This is a genomic window from Agrobacterium tumefaciens, assembly GCF_017726655.1.
GTDB lineage: Bacteria > Pseudomonadota > Alphaproteobacteria > Rhizobiales > Rhizobiaceae > Agrobacterium > Agrobacterium tumefaciens_B.
Genome location: NZ_CP072308.1, coordinates 2,074,776 through 2,094,635 on the forward strand (window position 1 = coordinate 2,074,776; position 19,860 = coordinate 2,094,635).

The 19,860-nt window shown below is 59.8% G+C and carries 14 protein-coding genes; 13 read left to right on the forward strand and 1 reads right to left on the reverse strand.

What is annotated here, in order from left to right:
• Positions 1–182 precede the first annotated feature (182 nt).
• The 6 genes from AT6N2_RS10320 to trxA all read left to right on the forward strand — a co-directional run bounded on the left by AT6N2_RS10320 (position 183) and on the right by trxA (position 12,215).
• Positions 183–2,828: a sensor histidine kinase gene (locus AT6N2_RS10320; protein WP_209086306.1), complete on the forward strand. Its 2,646-nt coding sequence runs from the start codon at positions 183–185 to the stop codon at positions 2,826–2,828.
• A complete protein-coding gene (gene tsaE, locus AT6N2_RS10325) occupies positions 2,825–4,345 on the forward strand; it encodes a tRNA (adenosine(37)-N6)-threonylcarbamoyltransferase complex ATPase subunit type 1 TsaE (RefSeq protein WP_209086323.1) in 1,521 nt (506 codons plus the stop codon). The genes AT6N2_RS10320 and tsaE overlap by 4 nt, the downstream gene beginning before the upstream one ends.
• Before the next feature lie 5 nt (positions 4,346–4,350).
• Positions 4,351–5,088 carry a nucleotidyltransferase family protein gene (locus AT6N2_RS10330; protein WP_209086326.1) on the forward strand — a complete coding sequence of 246 codons (738 nt, stop codon included), beginning with the start codon at positions 4,351–4,353 and terminating at the stop codon, positions 5,086–5,088.
• Complete coding sequence (addB, locus tag AT6N2_RS10335; RefSeq protein ID WP_209086342.1) at positions 5,085–8,270, forward strand: double-strand break repair protein AddB; 3,186 nt, start codon at positions 5,085–5,087, stop codon at positions 8,268–8,270. Before AT6N2_RS10330 ends, addB begins: the two co-directional genes overlap by 4 nt.
• A complete protein-coding gene (addA, locus tag AT6N2_RS10340) occupies positions 8,260–11,817 on the forward strand; it encodes a double-strand break repair helicase AddA (RefSeq protein ID WP_209086345.1) in 3,558 nt (1,185 codons plus the stop codon). Before addB ends, addA begins: the two co-directional genes overlap by 11 nt.
• Before the next feature lie 77 nt (positions 11,818–11,894).
• Positions 11,895–12,215, forward strand: a complete 321-nt coding sequence (gene trxA / locus AT6N2_RS10345; RefSeq protein ID WP_063951578.1) for a thioredoxin — start codon at positions 11,895–11,897, stop codon at positions 12,213–12,215.
• A gap of 75 nt (positions 12,216–12,290) precedes the next feature.
• Here trxA and AT6N2_RS10350 read toward each other — a convergent pair whose 3' ends face one another.
• A complete protein-coding gene (locus tag AT6N2_RS10350; protein WP_209086348.1) occupies positions 12,291–12,893 on the reverse strand; it encodes a nitroreductase family protein in 603 nt (200 codons plus the stop codon).
• Positions 12,894–13,018: 125 nt separating this feature from the next.
• Here AT6N2_RS10350 and AT6N2_RS10355 point away from each other — a divergent pair, with 125 nt between their 5' ends.
• The 7 genes from AT6N2_RS10355 (at position 13,019) to accD (ending at position 19,810) form a co-directional block, all read left to right on the forward strand.
• Entirely contained in the window at positions 13,019–13,861 is an 843-nt protein-coding gene (locus tag AT6N2_RS10355) for a fumarylacetoacetate hydrolase family protein (protein ID WP_209086350.1), read from the forward strand.
• A 125-nt stretch (positions 13,862–13,986) separates the two neighbouring features.
• A complete protein-coding gene (locus tag AT6N2_RS10360) occupies positions 13,987–15,219 on the forward strand; it encodes a polyhydroxyalkanoate depolymerase (RefSeq protein WP_233282502.1) in 1,233 nt (410 codons plus the stop codon).
• 68 nt (positions 15,220–15,287) lie between these two features.
• Positions 15,288–16,055 (forward strand): M48 family metallopeptidase, encoded by a 768-nt coding sequence (locus AT6N2_RS10365; protein ID WP_209086366.1) that lies wholly within the window; start codon positions 15,288–15,290, stop codon positions 16,053–16,055.
• 102 nt (positions 16,056–16,157) lie between these two features.
• On the forward strand, positions 16,158–16,820 hold the full coding sequence (locus AT6N2_RS10370) for a phosphoribosylanthranilate isomerase (RefSeq protein ID WP_063951574.1): 663 nt from the start codon (positions 16,158–16,160) through the stop codon (positions 16,818–16,820).
• A gap of 1 nt (position 16,821) precedes the next feature.
• Positions 16,822–18,042 (forward strand): tryptophan synthase subunit beta, encoded by a 1,221-nt coding sequence (gene trpB, locus AT6N2_RS10375; RefSeq protein WP_063951573.1) that lies wholly within the window; start codon positions 16,822–16,824, stop codon positions 18,040–18,042.
• A gap of 4 nt (positions 18,043–18,046) precedes the next feature.
• Positions 18,047–18,886, forward strand: coding sequence for a tryptophan synthase subunit alpha (gene trpA / locus AT6N2_RS10380; RefSeq protein WP_144578406.1), 840 nt, complete (start codon positions 18,047–18,049; stop codon positions 18,884–18,886).
• 27 nt (positions 18,887–18,913) lie between these two features.
• A complete protein-coding gene (accD, locus tag AT6N2_RS10385; protein ID WP_063951571.1) occupies positions 18,914–19,810 on the forward strand; it encodes an acetyl-CoA carboxylase, carboxyltransferase subunit beta in 897 nt (298 codons plus the stop codon).
• The last annotated feature ends 50 nt before the right edge of the window (positions 19,811–19,860 follow it).

The following is a 19,860-nucleotide window of genomic DNA, read 5'->3' on the forward strand; positions in this document are numbered from 1 at the left end:
ACACAATATCTAGATGCCGTGCGCTTGACAAAGCGCGCGGCATCTTTTTTGCGCGCTCCCTTCCCGCAGATTTATGAAGGCGGTATTGTCATCAGACTTGATTCGGACACGCCAAAGGGCGGCGGGGACGAAATGGGATGTCTTGTCGAAGATGCGGCACATAGGACGGAGACAGACCGGGGATGACGGTTCACAATTCGGATCTGCGCAAGCAGGTAGTTCAACGCGTTGAAAACACGCATGCGGGCGTGACACTGGGCGCGCAGGCGTTAGCGCGTTTTCGCGCCTTTCCGGACCGCACACCGGCCACGACCAATCCTGCGAATGTCTTCGCGCGATGCCGGCTGGCAATCCACGTCATCCGTTCTGGATTCTCACGCATGCACCTCCTGCTGTCGGGAACCGTTCTCACCGGCTCGGCGACCGCTGCAATGGCCCAGGATGGGCTGGTGGCAAAGACGGGAGCGCGGCTATTCTCGTCCGGAGAAACAATCACCTATTCGCTTTTTGTCGGCATGATCTCCGCGACGCTGTTTTCCGTCGTCTGGCTCGTGCGCCAGCGCGGCAATATCGAGGCGGAAAGTAGCGAGTACCGTCAGGCACTGGCACAATCCCACCATAAGATCGCAAAATACGAAGCGCTGATCTCCGACAAGAGCCGCCGCATCGTTATCTGGGATGGCGCAGACAGCCGCCCGGAATTTCTCGGCCAGTTGCCGGCTGAGACAGGGGTGCCGCAGGCGGATCATGATTTCCTCGCCTTTGGCCGCTGGCTGAAACCGGCATCCGCAAGCCAGCTTGAAAAATCAATCGAGAAGCTCCGCAGCCACGCCCAGAGTTTCGACCTCACCATCGAAACGCAGCGCGGCGAAGTGGTCGAAGTGCAAGGCCGGGTCTCAGGCGGCAACGCCTTTGCACGCTTCATCGCGCTCAACAATCTGCGCGCGGAACTTGCCGAATTGCAGGTGGAGCGCGAGCGCCTTATCGCTTCGGTCTCCACCTTTCAGGAGCTTCTCGATTCCATCGAACAGCCCGTGTGGCGGCGAAATGGGGACGGTGAACTTATCTGGGTGAACCACGCCTATGCCCAGGCGGTGGATGCGCGCAACGCGGCCCAGGCCGTTCAGGAAAAGCGCGAATTGCTGAGCACCGTGACGCGCCAGAAGATTCGCGCCACGGCGACGCCTGAATCTCCCTATCACGACCGGATTTCAACGGTGGTGTCCGGTAACCGCAGCTTCTTCGACGTCGTCGATATCAAGACAGCCGGTGGCTCGGCTGGCATCGCGATTGATGCGACGGAAGCCGAGACCATCAGCGAGGAACTGAAGCGTGTCCTGAAAAGCCACGCGGAGACGCTCGATCATCTGGCAACGCCAGTCGCCATTTTCGACGGACGGCAGCGGCTGCAGTTCTACAATCAGGCATTCGCCACTCTCTGGGGCTTCGATCTCGTGTTCCTGGAGTCCGGCCCCGATAATTCCGAGCTTCTCGACAGGCTGCGCACCGCCGGCAAGTTGCCGGAGCAGTTGAACTGGAAGAACTGGAAGGAAACGGCGCTCTCCGTTTATCGGTCGCTCGATACCAAGACTGACCTCTGGCATCTGCCGAACGGACAGACGCTGCGCGTCATCGCCACAGCCCATCCGCAGGGCGGCGCGACATGGGTCTTCGAAAATCTGACCGAACAGGTCGATCTACAGATGCGCTACAACACCTTGGTCAAGGTGCAGGGCGAAACCATCGATCATCTTGCCGAAGGTGTCGCCGTGTTCGGTGCGGATGGACGCATCCGGCTGTCAAACCCGGCATTCCGGGCGCTCTGGGGCGTGACGGCGGAACAGGCGGAAACCGGCACCCATATCCGCGCCATAGAGACCGCCTGTGCGCCATCTTACGACGGGCCGGACGGCTGGCGCTCCTTCAGCCAATTCATCACCAGCTTCGACGATGCGCGGCCTTCCCGACAGGGAACGCTGGAACTGCTTTCCGGGCTCGTGCTTGATTATGCCATCATCCCGCTTCCCGATGCGCAGACCATGCTGACCTTCGTCAACATGACCGACAGCGTGCGCGCCGAGCGCGCGCTCAAGGAAAAGAACGACGCGCTGCTGAAGGCCGACGAACTGAAGAACGATTTCGTCCAACATGTTTCCTATGAGCTTCGCTCGCCGTTGACCAACATCATCGGCTTCACCGATCTTCTGAAGACGCCCGGGATTGGCGAATTGACGGAGCGGCAGGCGGAATATCTCGATCATATTTCCACCTCATCCTCGGTCCTCCTGACCATCGTCAACGACATCCTCGATCTGGCGACCGTCGATGCCGGCATCATGCAGCTCAATTATTCGGATAATGACCTGAACGAGCTGCTAGACGATGTGTCGGTGCAAATCGCCGACCGCCTGCAGGAAAGCGGCATTTCGCTCGAAATCGTTGCACCCGCCCATCTCGGCAGTCTGGTAGCCGATCACCAGCGGCTGAAGCAAATCCTCATCAAGCTGCTGACCAATGCGATCAATTTCGCGCCGGAGGGCTCTTCGGTCCAGCTCTCCTGCCAGCGCAGCGAAGGCGACTTCGTCTTCTCCGTGGCCGACAAGGGTCCGGGTATCCCCGAGGACATGTTGAAAACGGTCTTTGACCGCTTCTCGACACGCGGCAACGGCGGGCGGCGCACGGGGGCGGGCCTTGGCCTCTCCATTGTCGAAAGCTTTGTCAGCCTGCACCACGGCACAGTCAGCATCGACAGCCGCCCCGGCAACGGCACCATCGTGACCTGCCGTATCCCTTCCGCCACCCGGCCGCATTCCATCGCCGCAGAATGAGTGAAGACACCTCGCCGATCACCATCTCCCTTGAGGGAGAAAAGGACACCATCAGGCTGGGTGAAGACTTGGCGCTGGCTCTCAAACCCGGCGATTGCCTCGCTCTGATCGGCGATCTCGGCGCCGGCAAATCGACACTCGCCCGCGCCTTCATCCGGGCAATGGCCGATGAGCCCAACCTTGAGGTTCCCAGTCCCACCTTCACCCTTATTCAGACCTATGACGCCCGCATTCCTGTCGCCCATCTCGATCTCTACCGTCTCTCCGACGTGTCAGAACTGGACGAGCTGGGAATAGACGAGATGCTGGAGGACGGCATCTGCCTGATCGAGTGGCCGGACATCGCCGCCGAGGTTCTGCCGGCCCAGCAGACCATTCTCCTGCGGCTGACACATGCTGGCAACGGTCGCCTTGCGACGATCGAAGCGCCGGCGCAAGCGCGAAGCCGGCTCGACCGTGTCTTCGCAATTCGGAAATTCTTAGGCGATCATGGTAGGGCGGACGCCGCTCGCCGCTTTCTCAGCGGTGATGCTTCCACCCGGGCCTATGAGACGATCTCCGCTGATGGAGCGGATCTGATCCTGATGGACTGGCGGCGCCCGATGAGAGGCGCGATCGTTGCGGACGGCAAAACCTATGCGGAAATTGCGCACCTCGCCCAGGATGCCCGCCCCTTCGTTGCAATAGGCGATTATCTGAAAGACATGGGGTTTTGCGCCCCGGACATCCTTGCCGTCGATTTGGATCAGGGCATTCTCCTGCTTGAGGATCTCGGACGGGAGGGCGTGCTTGCTTCCGATGGCACGCCGATTGAGGAGCGTTATCTTCAAAGTGTCGCCTGTCTCGCCGCTCTTCACCAGACGCCGCCGCCGAACTTGCTGCCGATGCGCGACGGCGGCACCTACGAAGTTCCGCCGTTTGACCGCGAGGCGATCAAGATAGAAGTCTCGCTTCTCGTGGAATGGTACCTGCCGCACAAGCGCGGCAAGCCACTGACCGATAGCGAGAAACAGGAGTACAACGCGATCTGGGACGGCCTGATCGATTCGCTTGGCGGCTGCGAAACAGGGCTTCTGCTGCGTGATTTCCACTCTCCAAACATTCTCTGGCAGGCCCGGAATGAGGGAGTCCGGCGGGTCGGTCTGATCGATTTCCAGGACGCGATGATTGGCCCCACCGCTTACGATCTCGCTTCCATCGTTCAGGATGCGCGGGTCAGCATCTCTCCGGAACTGCAGGCACGCCTGCTCTCCCATTATATGAACCGAAGAAAAACGGTGGCTTCGTTCGACGAAGCCACGTTCCTCAGGGCTTTTGCCATCATGTCGGCGCAGCGCAACTGCAAACTCGCCGGCATCTGGGTGCGGCTGTTGGAACGGGACGGAAAACCGGGCTATATGAAGCATATGCCGCGGACGTTCCGCTATCTTCATGCAGCGCTGTCGCATCCCGAGCTGGCGCCGCTTAAGCAGTGGTGCATTCGCATGGGCATGGATTTTAACGACGAACACGGTTGAGCAGGATGACGATCAAAAACGCGATGGTGCTGGCTGCCGGGCTGGGCACGCGCATGCGGCCGATTACGGATACGATCCCTAAGCCGCTCGTGAGAATCGCCGGCAAGCCAATGATCGACTATGCTCTCGACTCCCTTGTGGAAGCTGGCGTCGAAACCGTCGTGGTGAACGTTCACCACCATGCCGACCAGATGATTGCCCATCTGGGGGCCCGCTCGGATGTCAAAATCCTGATTTCTGACGAGCGGTCGCAGTTGATGAATTCCGGCGGCGGGCTTGCCAAAGGCCTGAAGCTTCTGGAACCCGGCCCCGTCTTCGTCATGAATGCCGACCTTTTCTGGATCGGCGAAATGCCGAATGCGGTCAGCAACCTGCGCCGGTTAGCACATTTTTTCGATCCGACGCGCATGGACATGGCGCTCCTCTGCGTTGACATGGACCGTACCACCGGCCACAACGGAAAGAAGGATTTTAACCTCGCAGATGATGGAAAGCTGACACGCTATCGCGATCGCGATCCGTTTCCCGTTGTTTATGCAGGTGCCATCGCCATGAATTCGCGTCTCCTGGACGATGCCCCTGACGACGCCTTCAACCTCAATATCTATTTTGATCGCGCCATTGAAAAAGATCGGCTCTTCGGCCTTTCTCTTGATGGACACTGGATTACCGTCGGCACGCCCGACGCGATTGATGATGCCGAAGGCATCATCCGGCAATTCACGGAAAAGCGCTCTGCATGACGGTCTCCCACCACGCAAGACGCGTGCTGACGATCGCTGCGGGAACCCCGTTCCTCAGAACGCTCGCAGAAACGCTCTGCGAGGGGACATTGACAGCCGACTATCTATATGACGCTGCCGATCCGCTTTCGCTCGCGAGGGTGACGATCTATGTGCCGACACGGCGCTCCGCCCGTGTATTGCGATCCGAATTTGTTGATCTGCTGGGAGGCCGATCCGCCATCCTGCCGTTGATCCGCCCCCTTGGGGAAACGGACGACGATAGCGGGTTTTTCGATATCGAAAATCCTGAGATCATGGATCTGGCGCCGCCGATTTCCGGCACCGGCCGGCTGATCGAGTTGGCGCGCCTCATCCTCGCCTGGCGCAACAGCCTGCCTGACGCTATCCGGGCGATCCACTCGGATTCGCCGCTCGTCGCTCCCGCGAGCCCCGCCGATGCCATCTGGCTCGCGCGCGCGCTCGGCGAGGTTATCGATGCGATGGATACGGAAGAAAAGGATTGGGAAGCGCTTCAGCACCTCGATACCGGCGAGCATGCCCAGTGGTGGCAGCTGACCGCGGATTTCCTGAAGATCGCGAGTGTCTTCTGGCCTGCGCGGCTTTCCGAACTCAACCGTTCTTCGGCCGGCAGACATCGCAACGCTATTCTCAGGGCCGAAGCGAACCGGCTGACAAACCTGCCGAATACGGGGCCGATCATCGTCGCTGGCTCCACCGGCTCCATCCCCGCCGCTGCCGATCTCATCGCCGCCGTCGCCGCCCTGCCCCAAGGTACCGTCGTGCTTCCCGGGCTCGATCTCGCCATGCCAGAAGAGCAATGGCAGGCGATCGCCGAAGACCCGACCGATCCGTCCAGCCGAACGCATTCGCAATATGGACTTTACATGCTTTTGCAGAAGCTGGGCATTGTCCGGGACGATGTCGTTCAGATCGGCATGCTCGACCACGATCTTGAAAAACGGTCTGCGGTATTCTCCGCCGCGCTGGCACCCGCCAAGTCCACGAGCGACTGGAACCGCTGGCGCGAGGAACGGCCCGCAGGCTTTATTCACGGCGCTTTTGAGAACGCGACACTGATAGAAGCCGCCAATGAGCGCGAAGAGGCGACCGCCATCGCTGTCGCCTTGCGGTTGGCATTACAGGCGCCGGGCGCCGGGCGACCATCGCAAGCGGCGCTGATCACGCCTGACCGCGGTCTTGCCCGGCGCGTGGCGACGGAGTTGCAGCGCTTTGGCATCGAGGCCGACGATTCAGCCGGTACGCCACTCTCGGCAACACCGCAGGCTGGGCTGACCCAACTGGCGCTCGAAGCGATCCTCAGGCCCGGTGACCCGGTGCCGATCATTTCGCTCTTGAAGCATCCCCTCGCCCGCTTCGGTCTTTCCGACGATGCTTTTGTCGCAGCGTCAAAGGCGCTGGAGTTGATCGCGCTGCGCGGCGGTCGCGTCGAAACGGAAATTGGCAATCTCGAAGCTGTTCTCGATGCGCAACTTATGGCGCAAAGCGACGATCGGCACCCGCCCGCCTGGCGGCTTGCGCTGCCGGAGGCAAGCGTCGATTTGGCCCGCGATCTTGCCCGGCGCATCGCGAATGCCACCGAGCCGCTGTCTTCCGCCTTTGTTCGGCGTGATCGCTCCGGCCGAGCCTTTACCGACAAGCTGCCACTCTCCGATTGGGCTGCCCGGACAGGCCGCGTTATGGAAGCCATCTGCGCTGATGACGCCAACGATCTTTCGGCCCTTTGGTCCGGAGAAGCAGGCGACAAGCTCTCCAGCCTGCTTGCCGAGTTGATGGAAAGTGGCGACATCCTCGATGCGGACGGGCCGCAATGGATCGATATTTTTGCTGCCCTCGTGGCAGGCGAATCGATCAAGCCACGATCGATGCGACATCCGCGCGTATTCATCTTCGGTGCCCTTGAGGCACGCCTTCTAAGCGTTGACACCGTTGTCATCGGTGGCCTCAACGAGGGGCTCTGGCCCGGTCAGACTGCCAACAATCCCTTTCTTTCCCGAAGCATGAAGACAGCGATCGGGCTGGAACCTCCGGAGCGGCGCATTGGGCAGCTGGCGCATGATTTCGAAATGGCGAACGGCACAAGGCAAATCTTTTACACCCGGGCGCTGAGGCAGGGCTCGACGCCCGCCGTGGCCTCGCGCTGGCTGCAGCGGCTTCTGGCGCTAGGCGGCGAGGATTTCGCAGAACGTCTCAGAAACCGCGGCGAGACCTATCGCCACTGGGCAGGCCTGATGGACGAGAGCATCGAGCAGGAGCCTGCCAAACGTCCCGCCCCCAAACCGCCGGCCGCGTTGCAACCGACGCGTTATTCCTTCAGCGAAGTGGGCCGCCTGCGGCGCGATCCCTATTCGATCTACGCCCGGCGCATCCTCCGGCTCGATCCGCTGGAACCCTTTAACCGGGATCCCAATGCCGCAGATCGCGGGACCCTTTATCATCGGATCATTGAGCGTTACTCGCGTGAGGCTCATGTGCCTGGTACCCCGGCGTCACTCGACGCGATGCAGCGCATTCTCGACGAATGCTTCGATGCAGAGAACCTGCCTCCCCATGTCGACGTCATCTGGCGACCGCGTTTCGCGGCGGTTGCCCGCGCCTTCATCGACTGGGAAAAGGAACGGCATCCCTCCGTTCGACGCAGTTTTTTCGAGGCGCGGGCTGGGCAGGAAGTTCCGGAGGCAGGAATAAGGCTCACGGGCGTCGCCGACCGCATTGATATCAAGACCAGCGGTCAGGCGGATATCATCGACTACAAGACGGGCCTTGCCCCATCGGTCAATCAGGCGCGCGCGCTGCTTGATCCGCAGCTTGCGCTGGAAGCCGCAGCACTCATGCGCGGGGCCTTCCGAGAAGCGGGATCACCAACGCCTGAAAATCTCATTTATGTGCGGTTGCGGCCGGGCGACCGCTTTTTTCCCGATCAGGTCAATAATGAACATTCCAGCCGCAGCGGCAAAAGGCCACCAAAGTCAGCTGTCGAGCTGGCAACGGAATCGATCGAGCAATTAGCGAAATTTGTCCGCTCACTCCGCGAGGGCGAAAATGGCTTTGCCTCACGCCTGGTGCCGGAAGAGCAGCAATCCTACGGCGGCGAATATGATCACCTCGCCCGTGTCTCGGAATGGTCAACGGCAGAACCGGGAGATGGCGATGACGATTGATCCCCTTGACGCCGGCCCCGCCGCCGATACGCCCGAAAGCTGGATCGACTGGACCAGCGCGCGGCAGCGGCTTGCCTCCGACCCTTCCAGCTCCGCCTGGGTGTCGGCCAATGCCGGATCCGGGAAGACCCATGTGCTGACCCAGCGGGTCATTCGCTTGCTGCTTGCAGGGTGCCGTCCAGCAGCCATACTCTGCCTCACCTATACCAAGGCCGCGGCCTCGGAAATGTCGAGCCGCGTCTTCGACCGGCTGGCGGAATGGGTGACTTTGCCGGATTCCGACCTCAAGGACCGTATTACGGCGATCGAGGGCCGTGTGCCGGATCGCATCAAACTCGCGGAAGCAAGGCGGCTGTTTGCAAAGGCGCTGGAGACGCCGGGTGGCCTTAAAATCCAGACCATCCATGCCTTTTGTGAAGCCCTGCTGCACCAGTTTCCGCTGGAGGCGAATGTCGCTGGCCATTTCTCCGTCCTTGATGACCGCGCCGCGACCACGCTTCTGGCCGAGGCACGGCGTTCCCTTCTCACGGCTGTTTCCTCCGGCGGCGATACCGCGCTCGCGCAGTCGCTTGCCTATGTCCTTGATATCGCTGACGAAAGCGGGCTGGAGGCGCTGCTCTCCGCCATCATCGCCAATCGCAGTGCGCTGCGCGGCTTTCTTCTGGAGGCGCAACGCTCAGGCGGGCTCGACGCTCGCCTGAGACAGGACATGCAGATCGCCGCTGGCGAAACCGAGCAAAGCGCAGCTGCCGCCTTCTGGCCGCTTCCGGGTCTTTCCGGACTGACGCTCGACACCTACCTCACGCTTGCGGACGAGGTTGGCGGCTCCCGTGTCATTGAGGTTGCTTACGCTTTGAGAGAAGCCAGGCGTCAGACCGATCCCCTCCGGCGGATGGAATTCGTCGAGGCGGCGCTGCTGACGGCAAAGGGCGAAAAAAAGTCGGATCCCTATGTCATCAACAAGGCGATGCAGAAATCCGCGCCGGATCTCGTTGATGCCCTGACTCTGGCGCGGGACCACGTGGTTGCCTGTCGCGACCGGTACCGGCTGGTGCGGATGCTGGGCGCAACCAAGAGCGCGCTCGTGCTGGCCGAACGGTTGATCGGCGATTTTGAGGATCTGAAAAAGCAACGAAGCCAGCTCGATTTCGAGGACCTGATCGAGCGCGCCGCCAATCTGCTCAATCGGGATACGGCCGGCGCCTGGGTTCACTACAAGCTCGATCAGGGCATCGACCATATTCTCGTTGACGAAGCGCAGGACACAAGCCCGGTGCAATGGTCGATCATCCAGTCGCTCGCAGCGGATTTTTTTACCGGTGAAAGCGCCCGCATGGGGCGTCGCACGCTGTTTGCCGTGGGCGATGAAAAGCAGTCGATCTACTCTTTTCAGGGCGCAAGGCCGGAACGCTTCTCGCAGGAACGCGACGAGACCAAGAGGCGTGTCGACGCGGTCGAGCAGGCGTTTCACCGCATTCGCCTGCCGCTATCGTTCCGCTCGACGGAGGATGTCCTTGCCGCGGTTGATCAGGTTTTCTCCGATCCGAAAAACGCGAGTGGCCTCAGTGCGGACAACGAGCCGGTGGAACACAGATCGAACCGCGCGGGACATCCCGGCACGGTAGAGGTGTGGGATATGGTGGCGCCCGAGACCACGGAGGATGAAGAGGACTGGACGGCACCCTTTGATGCATTGCGGGAAAGTGCCCCCGCTACCATCGTCGCGCGCCGCATTGCGGCCCGCATCGCCGACATGATCGGACGAGAAACCATCATTGAGAAGGGCGTGGAGCGCGCCGTTGAACCCGGCGACATTCTGGTTCTGGTGAGAAAACGTCATGCCTTCGTCAATGCCCTGACCCGCGAGTTGAAGCGTCGCAAGAATATTCCCGTTGCGGGTGCTGACCGTCTTCGCTTGACCGACCACATTGCCGTCCAGGACCTCCTGGCGCTTGGCCATTTCGTCGTGCTGCCTGAAGATGATCTTTCGCTGGCTGCGCTGCTGAAAAGCCCGCTCTTCAACCTCACGGAAGACGACGTTTTTGACATTGCCGCGACGCGGTCTGAGACGGAGAGCGTCTGGAAAAGGCTGCAAGTCCTCTCCCGAGAGGAGAACAGCGCGCTTGCGGATGTTGCCGCCAAGCTCGAAGGCTTCATCGCCCTGTCGAAGACAGCAACGGTACATGACTTCTTTGCGGCGGTTCTCACCCTGCATGATGGACGTAAGAAGTTCCTCGGAAGACTCGGCAACGAGGCGAGCGACGTTCTGGATGAGTTCCTCTCCTTCGCGCTCGATCACGAAAGAACGGGACTGCCTGGCCTTCAGGCCTTTCTCTCCGTTCTGGAAACCGATTCCCCAGAGGTGAAGCGCGAGCAGGACAAGGATCGCGGCGAAGTTCGCATCATGACCGTACATGCCTCAAAAGGCCTTGAGGCGCCTGTGGTCTTCATCGTTGATGGCGGATCGAAGGCCTTCAACCATAGCCATGTCCCGAAACTGCGTTTCGTTGAAACTGACGCCGACGCCTTTCCGGTCTGGCTGCCGGGCAGCGGGTTCTCCAATCATCTCATTCGCGCCGACGACGAGCGATTGAAAACGGCCGCCGAGGACGAATATCGACGGCTGCTTTATGTGGCCATGACGCGTGCTGCAGATCACCTTGTCGTGTGCGGCTACCGTGGTCAGAAAGACAATCCGGAATGCTGGCACGCCATTGTCAAGGCGGCACTTGCCAACAATGATGACCATTGCAGGCCGGAGCTTTTCAGAGCCGACGGCGAGGAGTGGCAGGGGCTTGTCTGGCGGAAGTCTGAAGCACGCTCCGCGCCTGCGCCGCGCAAAGTGGTGGAACCCGCGCTGCAGGAAGGTGATGCGCTTCCTGCCGGCCTTCTTGAACCGCTGCCTGCGCTGCCTTCCCTGCCAAGGCCGCTCAGCCCTTCCGGTGCCGGCACCATCATCGATGACGGTGCGGATGATCTGGCGGTGCGCTCGCCCCTGTTCGGCGAAAAGGCCGATGTCTCGTCACTTGCCCTGCAACGTGGACGGCTGGTCCATCGCATGTTGCAGGCGCTCCCGGATTTGCCGGAAGCCGAGCGGGAAGAGGCAGCGCGGCGTTACGCAGAAAGGGCGGCGCGGTTTTGGCCAACGAAGGAGCGCGAACGATTGGTGGCAGCCGTTCTGCGCGTCATAGCCGAACCGGCGGTGCAGCAGGCCTTCTCGGCCAATAGCCGCGCAGAAGTTTCGATCATGGGAACGATGATCCTCGGTCGCCAGCAATTTGCCGTTTCCGGTCGCATCGATCGTCTGGCAGTAGACGGTGAGAAGGTCATTCTGGTCGATTACAAGACAAACCGTGTCCCGCCGCGCAGCGCGAACGAAATACCCTTTGCCCATATCGCGCAGCTCGCAATCTACCGCGAAATCCTTGCGCCGCTTTACCCAGGCAAGGAATTTGTCTGTGCGCTGATTTATACGGAAAATGCTGCCTTTATAGAGGTTGGCAACGATGCGATGAGAGATGCCCTTGCCGCAATAAAGACAAAGTGAGATACCGGGGCATTGAAATTTCGACGCTCCCGCATCACATCGATAACGGAAAAGTTTATCTGAAAGGAGAGCCAGATATGGCTACCGTAAAAGTCGACGCCGCAAACTTCCAGTCCGAAGTGCTTGAATCCGCCGAACCCGTTGTGGTGGATTTCTGGGCAGAATGGTGCGGCCCGTGCAAAATGATCGCGCCGAGCCTTGAGGAAATCTCCTCTGAACTGGCCGGCAAGGTCAAGGTCGCAAAGCTTAACATCGACGAAAACCCAGAGCTCGCCGCCCAGTTCGGCGTCCGCTCCATTCCTACGCTTGCCATTTTCAAAAGCGGTGAAGTGGCTGACATCAAGGTCGGCGCCGCTCCCAAGACGGCGCTTTCTGCCTGGATTTCCAGCGCTGCATAAGCTGAAACGACCAAAATGAATAAAGCCCGGCATCGCTACCGGGCTTTTTCTTTATGCGGCCAAGCCGCCCAAGTTTTAGTCGGCCTTGCCAGTGAAGCGACCTTCGAAGGCGACGTCCGCCAGGGGCACGCGATTGCTCGGCACCTCCCGTTCCGCCAGATCCTCGGGAAGAACGGATTTATCCGTCAGCGTCCCGATCGCAACTCCGGCCTCAACCCTGAACCCGTCGGGGATGTTGAGCTTCTCGACGATCCGGTCTTTAAAGATGCCACCCATGCCATGCGCATGATACCCAAGCAGATGGGCCTGCATTGCCAGCGAGAACCAGGCGGCGCCGGCATCGAAGGAGTGGGTAGCGGATGGCTTCTTCTCGCCGTCTCGCGAGATGGTGTGATCGCGGGAGATAACGAAGAGAAGAACGGACGCGTTCCTAGCCCATTTCTGGTTCCCCTCCATCAACAACTCCACGAAGAGTGGCCAGTCCTCGCTGCCCTTGTGGGCGTAGACGAAACGCCAGGGTTGCTGGTTCGACGCGGATGGCGCCCAGTGGGCGGCGTCCAGGATGGTCAAGAGATGCTCTTTCGGCATGGCGCTGCCATCGAAGGCACGTGGAGACCATCGATCCAGAAAGATGGGATCGATGGGATATTCGGATTGCCTGCTGTTGCTGTTCGTCACGGGACATGTCCTTTGTTTGACGGTGATGAAGGTATTTTTTGAGACTCGGTATCGTCAAGGGGTGACAAGTATGAATGCATCGTTCATATATGCATCACATTGTCTGACAAGCGGGAGAGAGTTCCATGAAATTGATGCGTGTTGGCCAACCCGGCCAGGAAAAACCGGCAATCCTCGATGCGGAAGGAAAAGTCCGCGACCTGTCCGCCCATGTGAAGGATATCGGCGGGGATGCGATTTCTCCCGAGGGACTAGCGAAGATCGCGGCGCTCGATCTCAATACGCTTCCTGTTCTAAGCGAAGATCGCATCGGTGCATGCGTTGCCGGAACCGGAAAGTTCATCTGCATCGGTCTCAATTTCTCCGATCATGCCGCCGAAACCGGCGCGACTGTGCCGCCGGAGCCGGTCATTTTCATGAAGGCCACCTCCGCTATCGTGGGTCCGAACGATAACGTGGTCATTCCGCGCGGCTCCGAAAAGACTGACTGGGAAGTCGAACTCGGCGTTGTCATCGGCAAGACCGCAAAATATGTCTCGGAAGCGGATGCTCTGGACTATGTTGCCGGCTATTGCGTTTCCCACGACGTCTCCGAGCGTGCTTTCCAGACCGAGCGGGCCGGACAGTGGACCAAAGGCAAGTCCTGCGATACCTTCGGCCCGATCGGCCCGTGGCTCGTCACGAAGGACGAGATCACCGATCCGCAAAACCTTGGCATGTGGCTGAAAGTCAACGGCCAGACCATGCAGGAAGGCTCCAGCAAGACAATGGTTTACGGCGTCGCGCACGTCGTCTCCTACCTCAGCCAGTTCATGTCGTTGCACCCCGGCGATGTCATTTCCACCGGCACCCCGCCCGGCGTCGGCATGGGCCTGAAGCCGCCGCGTTACCTGAAGGCCGGCGATGTCGTGGAACTCGGGATCGAAGGCCTCGGTTCCCAGAAGCAGACTTTCGTCGCCGACATCTGATCGACGACAGCATTCAACCAAATGTGAGGCGCTGGCGGGCAACCGCTGGCGCCTTAAATTTTGTGCACCTGCGAAAAGCTGCTATGGTTGAAAAAAAGAGCGTGATCGCGAGGGAGGCGTCATCAGTGTTCTACCATCTCTATGAAATGAATCACGCGGCCATGGCGCCCCTGCGCGCGGGCGCCGACATGATGCGGCAGGCGTGCAATAACCCGCTCAACCCGCTTTCCAGCACGGCTTTTGGACGAAGCCTCGATGCCAGCTTCGAGGTGTTCGAACGCCTGACGCGCCGTTATGTCAAACCGGAATTCGGGCTTGCAACGACGATCATCGATGGTGAGGCAGTGCCCGTTTTAGAAGAGATCATCTGGTCGCGGCCCTTCTGCAATCTCGTTCATTTCAAAAAAGAAGCCAATCCCGAGCGGACCCCGGAGCCGAAGGTGCTGCTGGTTGCGCCAATGTCCGGCCACTATGCCACATTGCTGCGCGGCACCGTCGAGGCCCTGCTGCCCTCGGCTGATATCTATATCACCGATTGGGTCGATGCCCGCATGGTGCCGGTGAGCGATGGGACCTTCGATCTTGACGATTACATCGGCTACGTCATCGAGATGCTGCGCGAAATCGGCCCAGGCACCCATATCGTCGCGGTTTGCCAACCCTCCGTGCCCGTGCTGGCGGCTGTCTCTCTCATGGAGGCCGACGGCGACCAATCCAAACCGGCCTCCATGACCTTGATGGGTGGTCCGATTGACACGCGCATCAATCCCACGGCCGTCAATGGTTTGGCCAAGGCGAAGCCAATCGAGTGGTTCCGGGACAATGTGGTCATGCAGGTGCCATGGCCGCAGCCGGCTTTTGGCCGCAATGTCTATCCGGGTTTCCTGCAACTGTCGGGCTTCATGTCCATGAACCTCGACAAACACATGACGGCCCACAAGGATTTTTACCTGAACCTGGTGAAGAATGACGGTGACTCGGCCGAAAAACACCGCGAGTTTTACGATGAATATCTGGCCGTCATGGATCTGACGGCGGAATTCTATCTCCAGACCGTAGAAACCGTCTTCATCGATCATGCGCTTCCCAAAGGAAACATGACGCACCGTGGCAGGGCGGTCGATCCCGCCGCCATCCGCACTGTCGCGCTTTTCACGGTCGAAGGGGAGAATGACGATATTTCCGGCGCGGGCCAAACCAGGGCCGCTCATGACCTCTGCCGCAACCTTCCTGACGATAAGCGGGCGCATTACATGCAGCCCGATGTCGGACACTACGGCGTCTTCAACGGCTCGCGTTTCCGCACCGAAATCGTGCCGCGAATGCTGGATTTCATCGGCAAACACCGGATCGTCTAGGGAAGGACGTTGGGCCACGTTAAGCATTTGCGTGGCCAAGGGACGGACGAATCGGTTATGAACGCTTCATGTTTTCGCTCCTCAGAAAATCGCTGAAGTCCCCGCCAGCGAAGAAGGCCGCGCCGAGCCAGCGCACCGTTGCGGTGGCGGGGCGGCAGGTGCCGATAACGGTGAGGGAAAATCCGCGCGCGACACGCATCACGTTACGCATCGAACCCGGTGGTCGCGCCTTGAAGCTGACGATCCCGATCGGCTTGCACCATCGGCATGTGGACGATTTTCTGGAACGGCATCAGGGCTGGCTGGAGGCCAAGCTTGCGAAAACAACTGAAACCGGTGTGCTTCTCCCGGGCGCGACCATCGACATCAGGGGAATTTCCCATCGGATTGAACACAGCGGCAGCCTGCGTGGCGTGACCCATGTTGCGAGAGACGGTGACGGCGCTGCCATCTTGAAAGTCAGCGGTGCGCCGGAACATCTGAAACGGCGGATAGCCACGTTTCTAAAAAAGGAAGCCAAGGCCGATCTGGAACGGCGCGTGGCCTTTCATGCCAATATCGCCGGCCGGCCGGTCAGGTCCATCACTCTCAAGGATACACGCAGCCGCTGGGGCTCCTGTTCCCATGACGGCAATCTCAGTTTTTCGTGGCGCATCGTCATGGCCCCTGAGGCGGTCATCGATTATCTGGCGGCCCATGAGGTTGCGCATCTGCGCGAAATGAACCACGGGCCGAAATTCTGGGCGTTGTGCGAAAAACTATGCCCACACACGAATGAGGCCAAGGACTGGTTAAAACGCCACGGTTCCAGACTTCACGCCATCGATTTCGATTGAAAACTGTCTTCGGCATCGCCATCTGGATTAACGTGAAACATTCCATCAAATGTGGGTGCGATTTGGCTCGACTCTTGTCGCATTTCATGTCAGGTCGCGGGTATGAAACCGGATATCAAGATTTGCGGATTGAAGACACCGGAAGCGCTTGAACGCGCCGTCAGGCGTGGAGCGTCGCATGTTGGTTTTATTTTCTTCGAGAAAAGCCCGCGACATATCGAACCTGACCTCGCCGGCGAGTTGGCGAAGGGTGCCAGAGGTGCTGCAAAAGTTGTCGCCGTGACCGTCAACGCCGATAACGATTATCTCGATGAAATCGTTGATCTCGTCAGGCCGGATATCCTGCAACTTCACGGTAATGAAAGCCCTGAGCGCCTTTTGAACGTCAAGGTGCTTTATGGCCTGCCGGTCATGAAAGCGATTTCTATTCGCGATGCCGCTGATCTTGCCAAAATCGACGCTTATATCGGTATTGCGGATCGAATTTTGCTGGACGCCAAAGCGCCCGCGGGTTCCGATCTGCCGGGCGGCAATGGCGTGTCCTTCGACTGGACGATCCTGCGATCGCTCGACGGAAGTGTTGATTACATGCTTTCCGGCGGCTTAAATAAGGACAACGTCGTCGAGGCTCTGTCCGAAACCAGCGCAGGCGGATTAGACTTGTCGTCCGGGGTGGAAAGTGCGCCCGGCGTCAAGGATTTGTCAAAGATAGATGCATTTTTCGATGTGGTGAATGATTGGTCGAAAGGCCCAAAGGGAGCTTGAAGTGAACGACGCGCCAACACCCAATTCTTTTCGCGCCGGTCCCGATGAGGACGGCCGTTTTGGCATTTTCGGAGGACGCTTTGTCGCCGAAACGCTGATGCCGCTTATTCTCGATTTGCAGGCGGAATGGGACAAGGCCAAGACCGATCCCGAGTTTCAGGCCGAACTAAAGCATCTCGGCGCCCATTATACCGGCCGCCCGAGCCCTCTCTATTTCGCAGAGCGTCTGACGGCGGAACTCGGCGGTGCGAAGATTTACTTCAAACGTGAAGAGCTGAACCACACGGGTTCGCACAAGATCAACAATTGCCTTGGCCAGATCCTGCTTGCCAAGCGCATGGGCAAGACCCGCATCATCGCAGAAACCGGTGCCGGACAGCACGGCGTTGCGTCGGCAACGGTCGCAGCGCGCTTCGGCCTGCCTTGTGTCGTCTACATGGGCGCTACCGACGTCGCGCGCCAGGCCCCGAACGTTTTCCGCATGAAGTTGCTTGGCGCCGAGGTAAAGCCGGTCACGGCCGGCCACGGCACGCTCAAGGATGCCATGAACGAGGCGCTGCGTGACTGGGTTACCAATGTCGAGGATACCTACTACCTGATCGGCACCGCTGCCGGTCCGCATCCTTACCCGGAGATGGTTCGTGACTTCCAGGCGGTCATCGGCGAGGAAGCCAAGGCACAGATGCTCGAGGCGGAAGGCCGCCTGCCGGATATGGTCATCGCGGCCGTCGGTGGCGGATCGAATGCCATCGGCATCTTCCATCCTTTCCTTGACGACAAGAGCGTCCGTATCGTCGGCGTTGAAGCCGGCGGCAAAGGCCTTTCCGGAGAAGAACACTGTGCCTCCATTACGGCCGGCTCCCCCGGCGTTCTGCATGGCAACCGGACCTACCTGCTGCAGGATCAGGACGGCCAGATCAAGGAAGGTCACTCCATTTCCGCCGGTCTCGATTATCCCGGCATCGGCCCGGAGCATTCATGGTTGAGTGATATTGGACGCGTGGAATATGTGCCGGTCATGGACCATGAGGCACTGGACGCCTTCCAGATGCTGACCCGGCTTGAGGGCATTATTCCCGCGCTGGAGCCAAGCCATGCTCTGGCCGAGGTCATCAAGCGCGCGCCGAAGATGGGCAAGGATGAGATCATCCTGATGAACCTTTCCGGTCGTGGCGACAAGGATGTCCACACCGTCAGCAAGTTCCTTGGAATGGAAATATAAGACCATGACTGCACGTATGGACAAGCGCTTTGCCGATTTGCGCGCTGAAAATCGCCCGGCCCTGATCACCTATTTCATGGGCGGTGACCCGGATTTTGAAACGTCGCTGGGCATCATGAAAGCCCTGCCGGAAGCCGGTGCCGACGTCATCGAACTCGGCATGCCATTTTCCGACCCCATGGCGGATGGCCCCGCGATCCAGCTGGCCGGCCAGCGCGCGCTGAAAGGCGGCCAGACGCTGAAGACCACGCTCGATCTCGCGCGCGAGTTCCGCAAGCAGGACGATGCGACGCCGATCGTGATGATGGGCTATTACAACCCGATCTATATCTATGGCGTCGAAACGTTTCTCGACGATGCGCTTGCTGCCGGCATCGATGGCCTGATCGTCGTCGATCTTCCGCCGGAAATGGACGATGAACTCTGCATCCCCGCGCTCGCGCGCGGCATCAACTTCATCCGGCTTGCCACGCCGACCACGGATGGCAAGCGTCTGCCGGCCGTCCTTAAAAATACCTCCGGTTTCGTTTATTACGTGTCGATGAACGGTATTACCGGTTCAGCGCTTCCCGATCCATCGTTGATCTCGGGCGCTGTCGGTCGTATCAAGGCCCATACGGAGCTGCCCGTCTGTGTCGGTTTCGGTGTCAAGACGGCCGATCATGCCAAGGCGATCGGCGCCGTTGCGGATGGTGTGGTGGTCGGTTCCGCCATCGTCAACCAGATTGCCGGTAGCCTGACCAAGGACGGACAGGCGACCGCAGACACCGTGCCGGCCGTTACGACGCTGGTAAAAGGACTTTCAACGGGCGTGCGTGCATCGCGCCTCGCCGCTGCGGAATAAGCGCGCGGCCCAGTCAGGAGTAGACAGTTGAACTGGATCACCAATTACGTTCGGCCGCGGATCAATTCCATGCTCGGCCGCCGCCCCGAGGTTCCGGAGAACCTCTGGATCAAGTGCCCCGAAACCGGCGAGATGGTCTTTCATAAGGACCTTGAGGACAACAAGTGGGTTATCCCGGCGTCCGGCTATCATATGAAGATGCCGGCAAAGGCGCGCCTTGCCGATCTTTTCGATGGCGGCGTCTATGAGGCTCTGCCGCAGCCGAAGGTGGCGCAGGACCCGCTGAAATTTCGCGATTCCAAGAAATATACCGATCGCCTGCGCGACAGCCGTGCAAAGACGGAGCAGGACGATACGATCCTTGCCGGCGTTGGGCTGCTGAAGGGGCTGAAGATCGTCGCCGTCGTGCATGAATTCCAGTTCATGGGCGGCTCGCTCGGCATCGCCGCCGGCGAAGCCATCGTGAAGGCATTCGAGCGCGCTATTTCCGAGCGCTGCCCGCTTGTGATGTTCCCGGCCTCCGGTGGCGCGCGCATGCAGGAAGGCATTCTGTCGCTGATGCAGCTGCCCCGCACCACGGTTGCAGTGAATATGCTGAAAGAAGCTGGCATGCCTTATATCGTGGTTCTGACCAACCCGACGACGGGCGGCGTCACCGCCTCCTACGCGATGCTGGGCGATGTGCACATCGCCGAGCCAGGTGCAGAAATCTGCTTCGCCGGCAAGCGCGTCATCGAGCAGACCATTCGCGAAAAGCTTCCGGAAGGTTTCCAGACCTCGGAATACCTGCTGGAGCACGGCATGGTGGACATGGTGGTCGATCGCCGGGAAATCCCGGACACGCTGGCCAACATGCTAAAGATCATGACCAAGGCGCCAGCCGACAACGCAAACGCCGTCGTGCCGCTGGCTGCTTCGGCCTGAGGCAAAAAAATATGTCGCCCGGAGGCATAACTTGCCTCCGGGATGATGCT

Coding starts and splice junctions, on each gene's coding strand:
- AT6N2_RS10355 (WP_209086350.1), top strand. CDS start 13,019: ATGAAATTGATGCGTGTTGGCCAACCCGGCCAGGAAAAACCGGCAATC.
- AT6N2_RS10330 (WP_209086326.1), top strand. CDS start 4,351: ATGACGATCAAAAACGCGATGGTGCTGGCTGCCGGGCTGGGCACGCGC.
- addB (WP_209086342.1), top strand. CDS start 5,085: ATGACGGTCTCCCACCACGCAAGACGCGTGCTGACGATCGCTGCGGGA.
- trxA (WP_063951578.1), top strand. CDS start 11,895: ATGGCTACCGTAAAAGTCGACGCCGCAAACTTCCAGTCCGAAGTGCTT.
- AT6N2_RS10365 (WP_209086366.1), top strand. CDS start 15,288: ATGTTTTCGCTCCTCAGAAAATCGCTGAAGTCCCCGCCAGCGAAGAAG.
- AT6N2_RS10370 (WP_063951574.1), top strand. CDS start 16,158: ATGAAACCGGATATCAAGATTTGCGGATTGAAGACACCGGAAGCGCTT.
- addA (WP_209086345.1), top strand. CDS start 8,260: ATGACGATTGATCCCCTTGACGCCGGCCCCGCCGCCGATACGCCCGAA.
- tsaE (WP_209086323.1), top strand. CDS start 2,825: ATGAGTGAAGACACCTCGCCGATCACCATCTCCCTTGAGGGAGAAAAG.
- trpA (WP_144578406.1), top strand. CDS start 18,047: ATGACTGCACGTATGGACAAGCGCTTTGCCGATTTGCGCGCTGAAAAT.
- AT6N2_RS10320 (WP_209086306.1), top strand. CDS start 183: ATGACGGTTCACAATTCGGATCTGCGCAAGCAGGTAGTTCAACGCGTT.